Source organism: Streptomyces boetiae (assembly GCF_031845405.1).
GTDB classification, from domain to species: Bacteria; Actinomycetota; Actinomycetes; order Streptomycetales; family Streptomycetaceae; genus Streptomyces; species Streptomyces boetiae.
Genome location: NZ_JAVREN010000008.1, coordinates 100,342 through 116,941 on the forward strand (window position 1 = coordinate 100,342; position 16,600 = coordinate 116,941).

General features: G+C 75.1%; 12 protein-coding genes. 8 read left to right on the forward strand and 4 right to left on the reverse strand.

All coding sequences use genetic code 11. The features are described from left to right. Positions 1–140 precede the first annotated feature (140 nt). Positions 141–1,223: a Zn-dependent alcohol dehydrogenase gene (locus RM780_RS08045; RefSeq protein WP_311629856.1), complete on the forward strand. Its 1,083-nt coding sequence runs from the start codon at positions 141–143 to the stop codon at positions 1,221–1,223. 44 nt (positions 1,224–1,267) lie between these two features. On the opposite strand, the gene glgX is transcribed toward RM780_RS08045, so the two are convergent. Next, positions 1,268–3,607, reverse strand: a complete 2,340-nt coding sequence (glgX, locus tag RM780_RS08050; RefSeq protein WP_394812915.1) for a glycogen debranching protein GlgX — start codon at positions 3,605–3,607, stop codon at positions 1,268–1,270. 323 nt (positions 3,608–3,930) lie between these two features. Between glgX and RM780_RS08055 the strand changes: the two genes are divergently transcribed. The 4 genes from RM780_RS08055 to RM780_RS08070 all read left to right on the forward strand — a co-directional run bounded on the left by RM780_RS08055 (position 3,931) and on the right by RM780_RS08070 (position 7,581). Next, a complete protein-coding gene (locus RM780_RS08055; RefSeq protein WP_311629930.1) occupies positions 3,931–5,082 on the forward strand; it encodes a L,D-transpeptidase in 1,152 nt (383 codons plus the stop codon). Between the two features lie 87 nt (positions 5,083–5,169). Then, complete coding sequence (locus RM780_RS08060; RefSeq protein ID WP_311629858.1) at positions 5,170–5,949, forward strand: enoyl-CoA hydratase/isomerase family protein; 780 nt, start codon at positions 5,170–5,172, stop codon at positions 5,947–5,949. Between the two features lie 99 nt (positions 5,950–6,048). Then, positions 6,049–6,555: an ATP-binding protein gene (locus tag RM780_RS08065; RefSeq protein WP_311629859.1), complete on the forward strand. Its 507-nt coding sequence runs from the start codon at positions 6,049–6,051 to the stop codon at positions 6,553–6,555. Between the two features lie 111 nt (positions 6,556–6,666). Beyond that, a complete protein-coding gene (locus RM780_RS08070) occupies positions 6,667–7,581 on the forward strand; it encodes an FG-GAP and VCBS repeat-containing protein (protein WP_311629860.1) in 915 nt (304 codons plus the stop codon). Here RM780_RS08070 and RM780_RS08075 read toward each other — a convergent pair. Continuing rightward, on the reverse strand, positions 7,544–7,891 hold the full coding sequence (locus RM780_RS08075) for a hypothetical protein (RefSeq protein WP_311629861.1): 348 nt from the start codon (positions 7,889–7,891) through the stop codon (positions 7,544–7,546). The genes RM780_RS08070 and RM780_RS08075 overlap by 38 nt on opposite strands. A gap of 297 nt (positions 7,892–8,188) precedes the next feature. Here RM780_RS08075 and RM780_RS08080 point away from each other — a divergent pair, with 297 nt between their 5' ends. The 3 genes from RM780_RS08080 (at position 8,189) to RM780_RS08090 (ending at position 12,489) form a co-directional block, all read left to right on the forward strand. Then, positions 8,189–8,689: a hypothetical protein gene (locus RM780_RS08080; RefSeq protein WP_311629862.1), complete on the forward strand. Its 501-nt coding sequence runs from the start codon at positions 8,189–8,191 to the stop codon at positions 8,687–8,689. Positions 8,690–8,905: 216 nt separating this feature from the next. Further along, positions 8,906–10,666, forward strand: coding sequence for an ABC transporter ATP-binding protein (locus RM780_RS08085; protein WP_311629931.1), 1,761 nt, complete (start codon positions 8,906–8,908; stop codon positions 10,664–10,666). Beyond that, positions 10,663–12,489 (forward strand): ABC transporter ATP-binding protein, encoded by a 1,827-nt coding sequence (locus tag RM780_RS08090; protein WP_311629863.1) that lies wholly within the window; start codon positions 10,663–10,665, stop codon positions 12,487–12,489. Before RM780_RS08085 ends, RM780_RS08090 begins: the two co-directional genes overlap by 4 nt. A 126-nt stretch (positions 12,490–12,615) precedes the next feature. On the opposite strand, the gene glgP is transcribed toward RM780_RS08090, so the two are convergent. Together glgP and RM780_RS08100 are read right to left on the reverse strand one after the other, a co-directional pair. Next, positions 12,616–15,189, reverse strand: coding sequence for an alpha-glucan family phosphorylase (gene glgP / locus RM780_RS08095; protein ID WP_311629864.1), 2,574 nt, complete (start codon positions 15,187–15,189; stop codon positions 12,616–12,618). A 122-nt stretch (positions 15,190–15,311) separates the two neighbouring features. Further along, positions 15,312–16,388 (reverse strand): ABC transporter ATP-binding protein, encoded by a 1,077-nt coding sequence (locus tag RM780_RS08100; RefSeq protein WP_311629865.1) that lies wholly within the window; start codon positions 16,386–16,388, stop codon positions 15,312–15,314. Positions 16,389–16,600 lie beyond the last annotated feature (212 nt).

Genomic DNA, 16,600 nt, shown 5'->3' on the forward strand with positions numbered 1-16,600 from the left:
GCCCGTCTTCACCCTCAAGAGCGGCACGGCCGGAGGGAGGGTGGGCTTTCGCCGGGGACAAGGGGGTCGTTAGGGTGGCGGGGCACGCCGAAAATTGGCGGCGCTAGTTTTTTTGAGGGCTTCCGGTGAGGAGAACGCGCATGGTGCAGGCCGCGCTGCTGCCCGCGGTGGGATCGCCGTTGGAGCTGGTGGAGATCGAGCTGGGGGAGCCGGGGCCGGGGGAGGTGCGGGTGCGGCTGGCCGCGGCCGGGGTGTGTCACTCGGATCTGTCCTTCGCCAACGGCGTGCTCCAGGCCGGGGTGGTCCCCGCCGTGCCCGGGCACGAGGGGGCCGGGACCGTGCTCGCGGTCGGGGAGGGGGTCTCCTCGGTGCGGCCCGGCGACAGCGTGCTGCTGAACTGGTCGCCGTCCTGCGGGCGTTGCCACCTGTGCGGGCTGGGCGAGCCCTGGCTGTGCGAGCGGGCGATGGAGGGGACGAAGGCCCAGTACGCGCGGCTGGCGGACGGCACGGCGATTCATCCCGGGTTCGGGACCGCGGCCTTCGCGGAGGAGACGGTGGTCGCGGAGCGGGCCGTGCTGCCGCTGCCCGAGGGGCTGCCGCTGACCAGCGCGGCGCTGCTGAGCTGCGCGGTGCTGACCGGCTACGGCGCGGTGTTCAACGCGGCCCGGGTGCGCGAGGGCGAGTCCGTCGCCGTCTTCGGCCTCGGCGGGGTCGGCCTCTCGGTGCTCCAGGCCGCGCGGATCGCGGGCGCCGCGCCCCTGATCGCGGTGGACGTCTCGCCGGAGAAGGAGGCGCTGGCCCTTCAGCACGGGGCGACGGAGTTCGTCGTCGCGGACGACCGGACCGCCCGCGCGATCCGGGGCCTGACCGGCGGGTACGGCGCGGACCACGCCATCGAGTGCGTGGGCCGGGCGGACGTGATCAAGACGGCCTGGTCCTCGACCCGGCGCGGCGGGCACACCACCGTGGTGGGCGTCGGCTCGAAGGACGACCGGCTGGCGCTCTCCGCGATGGAGATCTTCTACTTCGCCCGCTCGCTGACCGGCTGCTCCTACGGCAACTGCGTCCCGAGCCGGGACGTGCCGCTGCTGGCCGAGCACGTGCGGGCCGGGCGCCTGGACCCCGAGGCGCTGGTGACGGACCGGATCGGTCTGGCGGACATCGGCGAGGCGTTCGAGCGGATGGCGGCGGGCAAGGGCGGGCGTTCGCTGATCGTGTTCTGACCCCGGTCGTGTTCCGAGGGGACGAGAAGACCGGCGGCGGAACGTTACGGCTCCGCCCGGAGCAGCAGGACCGCGCGCGGCGGAACGGCCACCGGCAGGCCCGCCGCGTGGGCCGTACCCGGCGGCTCGGCCTGCTCCTCGCGCGAGGTGTCCACCAGCAGCGTGTACCGCTCCGCCCACGGCGGGCCGGGCAGCGGGAAGTCCAGCGGCCCGGATCCGGCGTGCAGGATCGCCAGGAAGCTGTCGTCGAGGACCGGGCGCCCGCGCGCGTCCCGCTGCGGGATGTCCCGGCCGGAGAGGAACATCCCCAGCGTCGACCCGGGCGCGTGCCAGTCCCGCTCGGTCATCTCGCGCCCGGCGGCCGTGAACCAGCCCAGGTCCCGCATGCCCTCGGGCCCGCGCCGGCGGCCGGAGAAGAAGGCGCGGCGGCGCAGCACCGGATGCTCGCGGCGCATCCGGATCAGGCGGCGGGTCAGCTCCAGCAGCGGGCGCCAGGCCGGGTCCTCGGGCAGGGTCCAGTCGATCCAGGAGAGGTCGTTGTCCTGGCAGTAGGCGTTGTTGTTGCCGCGCTGGGTGCGGCCCATCTCGTCACCGGCCACCAGCATGGGAACGCCCGTGGACAGCAGCAGGGTGGTCAGCAGGTTGCGGAGCTGGCGGCGGCGCAGGGCGGCGATCTGAAGGTCCTGGGTCTCGCCCTCGGCGCCGCAGTTCCAGGAGCGGTTGTCGTCGGTGCCGTCGCGGTTGTCCTCGCCGTTGGCCTCGTTGTGCTTCTGCTCGTAGGAGACCAGGTCGCGCAGCGTGAACCCGTCGTGGGCGGTGATGAAGTTGACCGAGGCGTAGGGGCGGCGCCCGCCCCAGGCGTAGAGGTCGCTGGAGCCCGAGAGCCGGTAGCCGAGGTCCCGCACGTCGGGGAGCGCGTCGCGCCAGTAGTCGCGGACGGTCGCGCGGTAGCGGTCGTTCCACTCGGTCCACAGCGGGGGGAACGCCCCCACCTGGTAGCCGCCGTCCCCGACGTCCCAGGGCTCGGCGATGAGCTTGACGCGGCGCAGCACCGGGTCCTGGGCGATGACGGCGAGGAAGGGGGAGAGCATGTCCACGTCGTGGAAGGAGCGGGCGAGCGCGGCGGCCAGGTCGAAGCGGAAGCCGTCCACGCCCATCTCCTGCACCCAGTAGCGCAGCGAGTCGGTGATCAGGCGCAGGACCTGGGGCTGGACGACGTGCAGGGTGTTGCCGCAGCCGGTGTAGTCGGCGTAGCGGCGGGCGTCCTCGGCCAGCCGGTAGTAGCCGGGGTTGGCGATGCCGCGCAACGAGAGGGTGGGGCCGAACTCGTTGCCCTCGGCGGTGTGGTTGTAGACCACGTCGAGGATGACCTCGATGTCGGCGCGGTGCAGGGCGCGGACCATCTCCTTGAACTCTCCCACCTGCTGGCCGCGTGAGCCGGAGGCGCTGTAGGCGGCGTGGGGGGCGAAGTAGCCGATGGAGTTGTAGCCCCAGTAGTTGCGCAGGCCGCGGCGGAGCAGGTGGTCCTCGTGCGCGAACTGGTGCACGGGCAGCAGCTCGACGGCCGTGACGCCGAGGGAGGTCAGGTGCTCGATGGCCGCCGGGTGGGCCAGGCCGGCGTAGGTGCCGCGCAGCTCGGGTGGGACGCCGGGGTGGCGCATCGTGAAGCCGCGCACGTGCAGCTCGTAGATGACGGAGTCGGCCCAGGGGGTGTCGGGCCGGATGTCGTCGGCCCAGGTCTCGGTGTCGTGCACGACAACGCCCTTGGGAACGGCCGGGGCGGAGTCGCGCTCGTCGCGGACGGTGTCGGCCAGGTCTTGGTCGGGGTGGTCGCGGCGGTGGCCGTAGACCTCGGGGGGCAGGCGGTCGTAGGAGCCGTCCACGGCGCGGGCGTAGGGGTCGAGCAGCAGCTTGGCCGGGTTCCAGCGGGCGCCGGCGGCCGGGTCCCAGCGGCCGTGCACGCGGTAGCCGTAGCGCCGGCCGGGGCGGACGCCGGGGACGAAGCCGTGGAAGATCTCGTGGGTCAGCTCGGGAAGCCAGTGCCGGGTCTCGTGGCCGTCCTCGTCGAAGAGGCACAGCTCGACGGCGTCGGCGCCGCCCGCCCAGAGGGCGAAGTTGGTGCCCTCCGGTCCCTTCGGGCCGGGCAGGAACCGGGCGCCGAGCGGGGCGGGGTGGCCGGGCCAGACGTCGGCGCCGGTGCCGGGGCGGCGCCCGCCGCGGCCGTTCGCCTTGCCTTTGGCGCCGCCGCTGCCGCGGCCGTTCGCCCGGCCGCCCGGTCCGCGGCCTGGGCCGCCGTCCGCGGCGCCGCTCCGCCCGGGGGTGTGGGTCAACGCTCGCCCTCCGTCCGTCTCCGCGCCCTCGGGGCCGCCAGATTTAGTCGGCATTCAACCAGCTATGGGCCGGACATCGCGGTTTGCCCCGTTTGACGGCGCCACGCGCCGCCCGTTCGCGCTCGGCGTGCGCCGGGCGCGGCGGACCGCACCCTTCCGGTCTCCCCCGGCGCCGGACCGCCCCCGAACTGGGACGGAACGGTGACAGAGCACGGCGCCTTTACGCCAACTCATGTGATTACCTGGCCATATAAGGGGTGTTCGGGGACGAGGGGAGAGCGACGAACGTGACGACCGTGGCGAGGCCGCAAAGACGCGGCGGGGCGGCCGGGCGGCGACCGGCCGCCGGGGGGCTGGCGACGCTGGTGGGGCTGCTGATGCTCGTGGTGACCGCGTGCAGCGGCGGCGGGGACGGCGAACAGGGCGGCGGCGAGGGCGCGTCGGGAGGCGGCGGAGGCGCCGCGGCGGTGGAGATAGCCATCCAGCCCGGGGACGGCGCCACGGACGTGGCCACCTCGGGCGCGCTGGGCGTCACCGCCGAGAACGGCGAGCTGACCGAGGTCACCGTCACCGACTCCGAGGGCGGGGAGGTGCCCGGCGAGCTGGCCGAGGACGGCACCGCGTGGGAGCCGTCCGAACACCTGGCCAACGCCACGGAGTACACGGTCACCGCCGCCGGGCGGAACGCGGAGGGCGAGGAGGCCACCAGCAGCGCCGGCTTCACCACCGTGGCGGCGGAGGCGACGTTCACCACGGGCTGGAACCTCTCGGACGGCGACGAGGTCGGCGTGGGCATGATCCTGTCGCTCACCTTCGACACCCCGATCGAGGACACGACGGCGGTCCGCGACGCGGTCGAGGTCACCGCGGACTCGGGGCAGGAGGTGCGCGGGCACTGGTTCGGCAACCAGCGCCTGGACTTCCGGCCCGAGGAGTACTGGGAGGCGGGCACCGAAGTGGACGTCGCCTTCCGGCTGCGCGGGGTGGAGGGCGCCGAGGGCGTCTACGGCACGCTGCGCGAGGACCTGAGCTTCCGCGTCGGGCGCAGCCAGGTCACCACCGTCGACGCGGACACCCTCGAGATGGAGGTCGTGCGCGACGGGGAGGCGATCCGCACCCTGCCGGTGACCACGGGCGCCGCCGCGACCCCGACCTGGAACGGGCGGATGGTCATCACCGAGAAGCTGGTGGAGACCCGCATGGACGGGGCCACGGTCGGCTTCGGCGGCGAGTACGACATCCCGGACGTGCCGCACGCCATGCGGCTGTCCACCTCGGGGACGTTCATCCACGGCAACTACTGGGCGGGGTCGGGAACGTTCGGCAACCAGAACGCCAGCCACGGCTGCGTCGGCCTGCAGGACGTGCGGGGGGCGGGCGACCCGTCCACCCCGGCGGCCTGGTTCTTCGACAACTCGCTGATCGGCGATGTCGTCGAGGTGGTCAACTCCGACGACGACGTGATCGCGCCGGACAACGGCCTCAGCGGCTGGAACCTCTCCTGGGAGGAGTGGGGCGCCGGCCAGTGAGGCCCGCCCCCTGGTCGCGCGGGGCCCCCGCGGACCGGGGCCCCCGCGCCCCGGTCCGCGCCGGAGGCGGTCGTTAGCCTGGCGCCCATGACTGTGCACCTGGAAGTGACCGCCGACGGCGTCGGAACGCTCCGCCTGGACCGGCCGCCGCTGAACGCCCTCGACATCGCCCTTCAGGACCGGCTGCGCGCGCTGGCCGGCGAGATCGCCGGACGGGAGGACGTGCGGGCCGTCGTCCTGTGGGGCGGCGAGAAGGTCTTCGCGGCGGGCGCCGACATCAAGGAGATGCGGGCCATGGACCACGAGGCGATGATCGCCCGTGGCCGCGGCCTGCAGGACGCGTTCACCGCCGTGGCCCGCATCCCGCAGCCCGTGGTGGCCGCCGTCACCGGCTACGCGCTGGGCGGCGGCCTGGAGCTGGCGCTGTGCGCGGACGTGCGCTTCGCCGCGGCGAACGCCAGGCTCGGGCAGCCGGAGATCCTGCTCGGCCTGATCCCCGGCGCGGGCGGCACGCAGCGGCTGCCGCGGCTGGTGGGGCCCTCCCGGGCCAAGGACCTGATCTTCACCGGCCGCCAGGTGACGGCCGAGGAGGCTTTGACCATCGGCCTGGTGGACCGGGTGCTGCCGGCCGAGGAGGTCCACGAGGCGGCGCACGCCTGGGCCGCGCGGCTGGCCGCCGGGCCCGCGATCGCGCTGCGCGCGGCCAAGGAGGCCGTGGACGGCGGCCTCGACGCCGGCATCGACACCGGCCTGGCCATCGAACGCACGTGGTTCGCGGGGCTGTTCGCCACCGCGGACCGGGAGTACGGCATGCGCTCCTTCGTCGAGGACGGCCCCGGCAAGGCGGACTTCCGCACCCGCTCCTAGGTCCACGTCCCCGGTCCCTGCCGCCGGGCCGTGCCCCGGAAGGGGGGCGGTCCGGCGAATGGACCACGCGCGGGGCATATGCACGCCATCATGGGGCGCATGGCTGCAACCGCGGAGAGCCCCGCCGCCGGGGGCACGGAATCCCGCGTTCCGGAGGGACCGGCGGCATGGCCCCTGGGCCCCGAGCCGGTGCTCGACGCGGACCTCCTCGACGATCCGTCACCAGGCGAGATCCGCCTGCCCGCCGTGCCCTCCTCGGCCGCCGTCGCCCGACGGCTGACCCGCCGCCAGCTCCAGCAGCGCTGGCTGCTGCCGCCCGAGCTGGCCGAGGAGGCGGTCCTGCTGGTCTCGGAGCTGGTGGGCAACGCCGTCCAGCACGCCGGCGCCCTCTCCTTCGGCCTGCGCGTCCGCCGCCGCCGCGGCTGGATCCGCTGCGAGGTCTCCGACCCCTCCCGCTCCCTCCCCTGCCGCCTCCCCGTCCGCGAAATGGACGTCCTCACCGGCCGCGGCCTCTTCCTGGTCGACACCCTCGCCGACCGCTGGGGCGTCGACCTCCTCCCCCAGGGCAAAACCACCTGGTTCGAAATGCGCGTCCCCGGCCACTGACGTTCGCCTGCGCACGTCGCCGTCACCTCAAGGGCACGCCTCGCGAACCCGACCGACGGAGTTTCAGCCGGCGTCCTTGACGGCGACGGCGACGGCGATCAGCAGGTCGCCGTGCTGGGGACCCACGCCTTCACGGTGTACGAGGACGGCCTGACGCCCGAGTCCGTCCCCCCTGTCACTGTGACGGAGGTGCGGCTGCCGGAGCCCCACGAAAGAGCAGTGGGGCTGGCCGCAGGGGACCTCGACGGAGACGGCGACGACGACCTCGTGAGCGCCTCCAGCGTCTGGAGCAGCTACGCGATCTACCAACTGCACTACTTCCCGGGTGGGCCCGAGGGCATCGACGGCACTCGGTCGGAGCTGATCTCCGCGTCCACCTCAAGAGGCGCCCTCGCCATCGCCGACTTCGACCGGGACGGCCGGGATGACCTGGTCACGAATGCGCTCTCAGCCGGCGCGGAGGATCCCGGGCCGGACCACATCATCGTCCGCTACGGCGCGCCGGGCGGTCCGGGTGCGGACCGCACGCAGGAGATCGGCCCGGGGAGCCCCGGCGTCCCGGGGGACCCGGACAACAATGAGGGGTCCTTCGGGTCCAGCCTCTCCGCGGGCGACGCCGACGGCGACGGCTACCCCGACCTGGCCGTGGCAGCCGCGGGCCGGGATCTCGGACCCGGGCTTGAGGACGCGGGCCAGGTGACCATTCTGCGCGGCTCGGCCGCCGGGCTGACCGGCGCCGGGGCCCGGTCGCTGTCCCAGGACACCCGCGGGGTGCCGGACACGGCCGAGGATGGCCACCTCTTCGGCTTCGACGTCCGGCTCACCCCGCTCGACGGGGACCGCCGCGCGGACCTGCTGGTCACCGCCGTGGGAGAGACCCTGGACCAGAACCCCCTGGACGACGCGGGAGCGGTCTGGGCGCTGCGCCAGGGACCCCCGCTGGGCCGGGTGCGCTCCGGGACGCTCCTGACCGCCGACGACCTCGGGGTCACCGGCTGGGACCGGTGGGCGTTCCTCCCGGACTGACGCCTGCGAACGGCCGTCGTCCCCGCGATGCGCGGCGGCGGCGGTCGTTGCACAGGAGGCATTTGCCCCAGCCCGGGGGGAGGGGGTCGTCGGGGTCGTTGTGGAGGGGGTCGATGGCGCCGCGGGGGTGTTCGCGGCAGCCGGTGGTGCCGGGGCCGTCGCCCAGGGTCTGGGCGGCGGCCAGGGCGCGGCGCAGGGCGTCGACCAGGACGTCGGCCTGTGCGCCGGCCGGGGGCTCGTGGTCGAAGGCGATGTCCGAGGCGGTGCGCAGGGCCGCCTGGAGGTCGGCGAGGTCGGACTGCTGACTCATGCCGGCCAGGGTAGGCGGCGCCACTGACAGCCAACCCGGGTGGGCGAACGGCCCGTCCCGCCGCGCCGCCGCGGGCCCGTCGCTTCCCTGGGCTGGGACGCCCCGGGGGCGACGGTGCGGAGTTCCGGAGGCAGGCATGGTGCGACCGACCCACGAGGACGGCCCCGCCGCTCGGCGGCGCGGAGCTGTTCGCCGTCTCCCTGCCGGAAGGGCCGGGCGGCGGGCCGCGTGCACCGCGGGCGGCCCCGGCGACGGTACGGCCTGGAGCCGGCCTATCCGCGGGACGGCGGGTCACCGGTGGCCGAGGCGTTCCGCACGGGCCGGGCGAGCTGGCCCGCCGCCGGGGAGGGGGTGGCGCCGGGCGCGCTCCCGCTGCGCGCGGACGGCGTGCCCCTGGGCTGCCCGGCCGTGGCCGGACCCGAGGAGTTCGACGGCGACCGGCGCAGCGTTCCGGAGTTGACCGCGCGGCACGTCGCCGACCTGCTGCGCGCCGGCGGCCCGGAGGCGGTGCGCGAGACGCTGTCGGGCCCCGGGCTCGGGGCGCTCACCCTGTGGCCGCGCGCCGGGCGCGCGGAGGCGGACGAGCGGGCGCTGGAGCTGTTCGGCCTCGCGCCGGGTGCGTCGACGGCGGAACGTGCCCGCCGGCGCCGTGGCGATGGCCGCCGTCACGGCCGGCACCATCGGGGAGACGGTGGTCCGCTGCGGCCGGTACGCGGCGGAGGAGATCTGCGCCCCGGAGTACCGGCGGGCCTGCGAGCGGGCCGGCCTGCTCGGCCGTCCGTATGGCCCGCGATGTGACGAGGTCATGACCTTTCCGGCCCCGGGCACGCGGCCGAAAACCCATGGGCACCGCAACAAAGGGAACGTACGCTCAATCGAGTGTCCGCCTCCGCCGCCTCGGTCCCCCCTGCCCGGAAACCGTCCCCGACCCCCTCCACGTCCCCCGCCCCGACGCAGGACCCGCTCCCCTCCCCCACCTCCCGGCCCCCGGCGAAACGGACCGTCGTCCGCTCCCTGCTGCGTCTGTGGCCCTTCGTCCGGCCCGTCCGGGCCCGCCTGCTCGGCGCCGCCTCCGTCGCGGTCGTCGCCTCCTCGATGGGGCTGGTGATGCCCCTGGTCCTGAAGTGGATCGTGGACGGCCCGGTCGCCGACCGGGACTCCGCCGGCGTCTGGCTCGGCGCCGGGGTGCTGCTGGCCGTGGGAGCCGGTGAGGCGGTGCTGTTCGGGCTGCGGCGCTGGCTGGTCGCCCGGCCGCTGGCCGGCGTGGAGGCCGCGATGCGCTCCGCGCTCTACCGGCACGTCCAGCGGCTGCCCGTCGGCTTCCACGACCGCTGGTCCACCGGCCAGCTCCTTTCGCGCGGCACCGGAGACCTTCAGCTCCTGCGGATGTTCCTGGCCTTCGGCCTCACCTTCCTGGTGGTCAACACCGCCACCATCGCCATCGGCCTGGGCATCCTGCTGACCCAGGACTGGACCCTCGGCCTGATCCTCACCGCGCCCGTGCTTCCGCTGATCTGGCTGTGCGCGGTCTTCGAGGCCCGCTACACCCGGGCCGCCCGCAGCGTGCAGGACCAGACCGGAGACCTGACCACGGTCGTGGAGGAGTCGATCCTGGGCATCCGGGTCATCAAGGGCTTCGGCCGGCACCGCAGCCAGGCCCGCGCCTTCCAGGCCCTCTCCGGCCGGCTGGCGGCGATGGAGATCGAGAAGGCCCGCCTGCTGGCCGGGATCTGGCTGGTGATCCTCGCCCTGCCGGAGCTGTTCCTCGGCGGCGCGCTGATCCTGGGCGTCATCCAGGTCGCGGACGGGGCACTGACCGCCGGGACGCTGGTGGCGTTCATGACCACGGCGATGGCCCTGCGCTGGCCCGTGGAGACCATCGGCTTCCTGCTGGCCCTGTGCAACGAGGCCGCCACCGCCACCGACCGGTTCTTCGAGGTGATGGACACCCCTGCGCCCCCCGAGCTGAACGCCCCCGGCGGCGGCGCGGACGAGGCCGAGGGCGGCGAAGGACTGCGCTTCGAGAACGTCACCTTCCGCTACCCCGACGCGCCCCCCGGCTCCCCGCCCGTGCTCGACGGCCTGGACCTGCACGTCCGCCCCGGCGAGACCCTGGCCCTGGTCGGCGGCACCGGCAGCGGCAAGACCACGCTCCTGTCCCTGGTCCCCCGGCTGTACGAGGTCACGGGCGGCCGGATCACGCTGGACGGCACGGACATCGCCGGCCTCACCCGCGAGGAGGTGCGCCGCCGGGTGGCCGTGGCCTTCGAGGAGCCCACGCTGTTCTCCGCGACCGTGCGGGAGAACGTCCTGATGGGCGCCGACACACCGCCTGACGGCGCAGCGCCCGACGACGAGAGCCTGCGCCGGGCGTTGCGGATCAGCCAGGCCGACGGGTTCGTCGGCGCGCTCCCGCAGGGGGCGCTCACCCAGGTCGGCGAGCAGGGTCTGTCCCTCTCCGGCGGCCAGCGGCAGCGCCTGGCCCTGGCCCGCGCCGTCGTGGGCCGCCCCCGCTTCCTCGTGCTGGACGACCCGCTCTCCGCCCTCGACGTGCACACCGAGGCCCGGGTGGAGGCCGCGCTGCGCGAGGTGCTGGCCGGCACCACCGCGCTGGTCGTCGCCCACCGCCCCTCCACCGTGCAGCTCGCCGACCGGGTGGCCCTGCTCTCCGGCGGGCGCGTCGCCGCCCTGGGCACCCACGCCGAACTCCTGGCCGGCAGCGAGGAGTACCGGTACCTGATGACCGGACGCCGCGAGGGGGTGAGCGCCCGATGACGACCACGGCCCCCGTCACCACCACCGCCGAGGACCCGATCGCCCGCGACGACCTGCCCGCCCCCAAGGACGCCTCCCGCCGCCTCCTCGGCTCGCTGCTGCGCCCCCACCGCGCCCGCGTCGCCCTGGGCGCGGCCCTGCTGCTGAGCCAGCAGGCCGCCGTGCAGGCCGTGCCGCTGCTCGTCGCCTACGCCATCGACCGGGGCGTCCCCGCCCTGCGCGACCGGGACGACACCGGCCCGCTGATCGCCGTCGCGGTGGCGTACCTGGTGTGCGCCCTGGGCGCCGGCGGCTTCCAGTACGTCTTCATCCGCGTCGCCGCCCGGATCAACCAGGGCATCCTGCTGGAGCTGCGCGGCCGGATCTACCGTCACGCCCAGGCGCTCTCCCTCGACTTCCACGACCGGTACACCTCGGGGCGGCTGATCTCCCGGGCCACCAGCGACGTGCAGTCCCTGCGCGAGCTGCTGAACGAGGGCCTGCAGGAGCTGCTGATCGTGCTGGTCTCGGTGGTCTACATCGGCGGCCTGCTCTTCTACCTCGACCCCGGCCTGGGCGGCGCGGCGCTGCTGTCCTTCGTGCCGCTGTGGCTGCTGGTGCGCGGGTACCGGCGGCGCTCGGCCGAGCGTTTCAGCCGCCGCTCCACGGCCATCGCCGCGGTGATCGTGAAGTTCTCCGAGACGCTCAACGGCATCCGGCCGGTGCAGGCGTTCCGCCGCGAGCGGACCAACGACGCGGACTTCGACGCGCTCAACCGCCGCCACGAGCGGATCAACGGCGACACCCTGCTGGAGATGGCCCGGTTCGTGACGCTCTCCCGGCTGGTGGCGAGCGCGGCGACGGCCGGCATCGTGCTGTGGGGCGCGCAGCGGGTGACCTCAGGGGACCTGGAGCTGGGCGCGCTGGCGGCGGGCGCGCTGTACGTGCGGCGGCTGTACGACCCGCTGGACCGCTTCGCGATGATCCTGAACAACTACCAGTCGGCCGTCGCCTCGCTGGAGAAGATCGCCGGCCTGCTGCACCAGCGGCCCGGCATCCCCGAGCCGGAACGCCCGAAGCCGCTGCCGCCGGCCCGGGCAGGCGCGCCGGGCCGCGAGGTGGTCTTCGAGGACGTGCGCTTCGCCTACCGGACGGGCGGCGAGGTGCTGCCGCGCTTCCGGCTGACGCTCCCGGCCGGGGAGGTCACGGCCCTGGTCGGCGCGACGGGCGCGGGCAAGTCCACGCTGGCCAAGCTGCTGGCCCGCTTCTACGACCCGACCGAGGGGCGGGTGCTGCTGGACGGCACGGACCTGCGGGACCTGAGCGCGGCCGAGCTGCGGCGGGCGGTGGTGATGGTCACCCAGGAGGCGTTCCTCTTCTCCGGCACGGTCGCGGAGAACATCGCGCTGGGCCGCCCGGACGCGACCCGCGAGGAGATCGAGGCGGCGGCGAGGGCCATCGGCGCGCACGCCTTCATCGCGGGGCTGCCCGAGGGCTACGACACGGACGTGCGCAAGCGCGGCGGGCGGATCTCGGCGGGACAGCGCCAGCTCGTGGCGTTCGCCCGGGTGCTGCTGGCCGACCCGGCGGTGGCGATCCTGGACGAGGCGACCAGCTCGCTGGACATCCCGGGCGAGCGGGCGGTGCAGGACGCGATGGAGACAGTGCTGCGCGGGCGGACGGCGGTGGTGATCGCGCACCGGCTCTCGACGGTGGAGATCGCCGACCGGGTGCTGGTGATGGAGGCGGGCCGGGTCGTGGAGGACGGGCCGCCGGCCCGGCTGATCGGCGCCCCGGGCCGGTTCGCCACGCTGCACCGCACCTGGCGCGAGTCCCTGGCCTGAACGCGCCGCCGCCCGCCCCCGTGCTCAAGGCGGGGGCGGGCGGTCGCTCAACGTCCCGCGCGAGGCGCGTCGTTCAACGTTCCGGGCGCGGCCGGTCGTCGAACGCCCCGGGCGCGGGGCGGCCCGTCAGTGCGGGTCGGCCGGGGCCGCCGTGTCGGGCGGCAGGGTGTGCAGGGACAGCTCGGCCCGGTGGGTGAGGTGGGGGTGGGTGGGCAGGATGCGCACGGTGTAGCCGCAAGGTCCCGAGCGGTGGAGCGTCAGGTCCCCGACGTAGGTCCACCTGCCGCCCAGGTCGGGGCCGCCCTCCGGCTTCAGCGGGACGCAGGCCGGCTCGGTGAGCGTGTCGTCCCCGTCCACCCGGCCCGTGACGGCCTGCACCTCCACGGCCGAGGGGTCCAGGTCGCCGAGGGTGACCTGCACGCGCAGGGAGAGCGTTCCCCCGAGCGTCGGCTCCTCGGGGCCCGGCTCGATGTGGTCCACGGCAACCCGCGGCCACTCCCGCCGGATGCGGTCGGCGAACTCGGCCAGCTCGGCGGCGGCCTGCGGGGTCATCGCCCGGTGCGCCACCGCCGCGGGCGCGTAGTAGTCGGTGATGTACTCGCGCAGCATCCGGTCGGCCAGCACGCGCGGGGCGAGCCGGTCGAGGGTGGCGCGGACCATCTCCAGCCAGCGCACCGGCAGCCCGGAGCCGGGCCGCAGCACGCCGCGGTCGTAGAAGCAGGGGGTGACCTGCGTCTCCAGCAGCGTGTAGAGGGCGGCGGCCTCGATGGCGTCGCGGCGGTCGGGCTCGGCCGCGGCCAGGCCGTCGGCGGTGGGGATCTCCCAGCCGAAGTCGGCGTCGAACCACTCGTCCCACCAGCCGTCGCGGACCGAGAGGTTGAGGCAGCCGTTGAGGGCGGCCTTCATGCCGGAGGTGCCACAGGCCTCCAGCGGGCGCAGCGGGTTGTTCAGCCACACGTCGCACCCGGCGTACAGGGAGCGGGCCATCCGCATCCCGTAGTCGGGCAGGAAGACGATGCGGTGGCGCACGGCCGGGTCGTCGGCGAAGCGCACCAGCTCCTGGATCAGCCGCTTCCCGCCGTCGTCGGCCGGGTGGGCCTTGCCGGCCACCACGATCTGGATGGGCCGCTCGGGGTGCAGCAGCAGGGAGGCCAGGCGCTCGCGGTCGCGCAGCATCAGCGTCAGCCGCTTGTAGGAGGGGACGCGGCGCGCGAAGCCGATGGTGAGAACGTCCGGGTCGAGTACGTCGTCGATCCAGCCCAGCTCGGCCTGGCCGGCGCCGCGCTGCCGCCAGGAGGCGTGCAGCCTGGCCCGCACCTCCTGCACGAGCTGCTCGCGCAGGGTGCGGCGCAGCTCCCACAGCTCGGCGTCGCTGAGGGTGCGCGAACGCGCCCGCAGCACGGCGTCGGCGGTCCAGGTGGGGGCGTGCACGCCGTTGGTGACGGCCCCGATGGGAGCCTCCTCGGCGTCGAAGCCGGGCCACAGGCCGGCGAACATGCCGCGGCTGACGTTGCCGTGCAGGGCGGAGACGCCGTTGGCGCGCTGCGCGGTGCGCAGGCCGAGGACGGCCATGTTGAACTGCGCGGGCTCGTCCTCCCGGCCCACGGAGCCGGCCGGCTCGCGGCCCAGGGCCAGCAGGGCCTGCGGGTCGAGGGAGGCCAGCTCGCCGCCCTCGCCGAAGTGGCGGGCGACCAGCTCCTCGGAGAAGCGGTCGATCCCGGCAGGGACGGGGGTGTGGGTGGTGAAGACGGTGCCGGAGCGGACGGCGAGGAGGGCGGCGTCGAAGGGGATGCCCTCCTCGCCGAGCTCGCGGATGCGCTCGGGGCCCAGGAACCCGGCGTGGCCCTCGTTCATGTGGAAGACCTCGGGCTGGGCGTGGCCGGTGATCCGGCAGTAGGCCCGCACGGCGCGGACGCCGCCGATGCCCAGCAGCAGCTCCTGGAGCAGCCGGTGCTCGCTGCCGCCGCCGTAGAGGCGGTCGGTGACGTCGCGTTCGGCCGGGTCGTTGCGGGCCACGGCGGAGTCCAGCAGGAGCAGCGGGACGCGGCCGACCTTGACCTCCCAGATCTGGGCGGCCAGGGTGCGCCCGCCGGGCAGGGCGAGGGTGACCAGGGCGCGGCTGCCGTCGGCCTCGGTCAGCGGGGTCATCGGCAGCTCGTGGGGGTCCACGAGCGGGTAGTGCTCCTGCTGCCAGCCGTCCGGGGACAGGCTCTGGCGGAAGTAGCCGTGGCGGTAGAGGAGGCCGACGCCGATCAGCGGGGCGCCCAGGTCGCTGGCGGCCTTGAGGTGGTCCCCGGCCAGCACGCCCAGGCCGCCCGAGTACTGCGGGAGGGCGGCGGTGATGCCGAATTCCGGGGAGAAGTAGGCGATGGCGCGGGGCAGTTCGCCCCCGGCGCGGGAGTCGGCCCGCTGATACCAGCGGGGTTCGGTGAGGTAGTCGCGCAGGTCGCCGATGGCCACGCCGACGCGGCGCAGGAAGCCGCGGTCGGCGGCGAGGGCGGCCAGCCGGTCCGCGGAGGCGGTGCCCAGCAGCCGCACCGGGTCCTCGCGGGCGGCCTGCCAGCCGTCGGGGTCGACGGAGCGCAGCAGCTCGCGGGTCTCGGGGTGCCAGGACCAGCGCAGGTTCAGCGCGAGTTCCTGGAGGGGTCGCAGGGGCTCGGGAAGGACGGGGCGTACGGAGAAGCGACGGATGGCCTTCACGGGGAGGACCGTAGCCGGGGGGCGGTGGCGGTTGGGGTGCGTTGGGGCGGATGGCGGCTAATTCCGCCCGATGCGCGCCGGGAAACCACCCCCGGGGGCGACCCACCCCCGGGGGCGGTGGCCTACCCCGCGGCGCGGGCGGCCTCCTGCCCGGCGGTGGGCGGGCCGAGGAGGTGCGGGGCGAGGTCGGCGGTGGGCCGGATGCTGCCGTCGGCGATCCCGGCGGCGTAGTGGCAGGCCACCCGGTGGCCGTCGGCCAGCTCGGTCAGCTCGGGGCGTTCGGTGGCGCAGCGCTCGGGCTGCCGCCAGGGGCAGCGGGTGTGGAAGCGGCAGCCGGGGGGCGGGGCGGCCGGGGAGGGCAGGTCGCCGCGCAGCAGGATGCGCTCGCGGGTGTCCTCCACGGCCGGGTCGGGCACGGGAACGGCCGACATCAGCGCGCGGGTGTAGGGGTGGCGCGGGGAGGCGTACAGTGCGTCGCTCGGGGCCTCCTCCACCAGCGCGCCCAGGTACATCACGCCGATGACGTCGGAGATGTGGCGGACCACCGCCAGGTCGTGGGCGATGACGAGGTAGGTCAGGCCGAGGGAGTCCTGGAGCTCCTCCAGGAGGTTGAGCACCTGGGCCTGGATGGAGACGTCGAGGGCGGAGACCGGCTCGTCGCAGATGATCAGGTCGGGCTCGACGGCCAGGGCGCGGGCGATGCCGATGCGCTGGCGCTGCCCGCCGGAGAACTCGTGCGGGTAGCGGCCCAGGGCGGAGGCGGGCAGGCCGACGCGCTCCAGGATCTCCGCGACGCGGGCCCCGCGGGCGGCCCGGTCGCCGCCGAGGCCGTGGGCGGCCATGCCCTCGGTGAGGATGGCCTCGATGTTCTGGCGGGGGTTGAGGCTGCCGAGGGGGTCCTGGAAGACCATCTGGAGGCGGCGGCGGGCGCGGCGCATCTCCTCGGCGGGCAGGGCGGCCAGGTCGGTGCCGTCGAAGAGGACCCGGCCCGAGGTGAGGTCCGTCAGCCGCAGCACGGCCCGGCCCAGCGTGGTCTTCCCGCAGCCGGACTCCCCCACCAGCCCGTAGGTGCGTCCGGCGGGAACGCTCAGCGAGACGCCGTCCACGGCGTGCACGTGCCCGACGGTCCGCTCGAAGAGCAGCCCGCGCCGGACCGGGAAGTGCACCTTGACGTCGTCGAGTTCGAGCAGACCGCTCATGCGCGCTTCTCCTCCGTGGGGTCGGTGGCGTCCGTGGGCTGCCCGGCCGGGCCCGGCGCCTCGGCCTCCGCGCCGGCCGGGCGATTGGCCGCGCCGCTCCCGTCGACGGCGGCCGACGGGCCGCCGGAGGCGTGCCCGTCGCTTTCCGCCGGCGCGGCGGGTCCATCGGCCGCGGCCGATGGACCCGGCCCAGGAACCGCACCCTCCGCCGT

Bases quoted from the DNA above. Each gene is read 5' to 3' on its own strand.
- RM780_RS08045 (WP_311629856.1), top strand. From the start codon at position 141: ATGGTGCAGGCCGCGCTGCTGCCCGCGGTGGGATCGCCGTTGGAGCTG.
- glgX (WP_394812915.1), bottom strand. From the start codon at position 3,607: ATGCCGACTAAATCTGGCGGCCCCGAGGGCGCGGAGACGGACGGAGGG.
- RM780_RS08055 (WP_311629930.1), top strand. From the start codon at position 3,931: ATGCTCGTGGTGACCGCGTGCAGCGGCGGCGGGGACGGCGAACAGGGC.
- RM780_RS08060 (WP_311629858.1), top strand. From the start codon at position 5,170: ATGACTGTGCACCTGGAAGTGACCGCCGACGGCGTCGGAACGCTCCGC.
- RM780_RS08065 (WP_311629859.1), top strand. From the start codon at position 6,049: ATGGCTGCAACCGCGGAGAGCCCCGCCGCCGGGGGCACGGAATCCCGC.
- RM780_RS08075 (WP_311629861.1), bottom strand. From the start codon at position 7,891: ATGAGTCAGCAGTCCGACCTCGCCGACCTCCAGGCGGCCCTGCGCACC.
- RM780_RS08090 (WP_311629863.1), top strand. From the start codon at position 10,663: ATGACGACCACGGCCCCCGTCACCACCACCGCCGAGGACCCGATCGCC.
- RM780_RS08100 (WP_311629865.1), bottom strand. From the start codon at position 16,388: ATGAGCGGTCTGCTCGAACTCGACGACGTCAAGGTGCACTTCCCGGTC.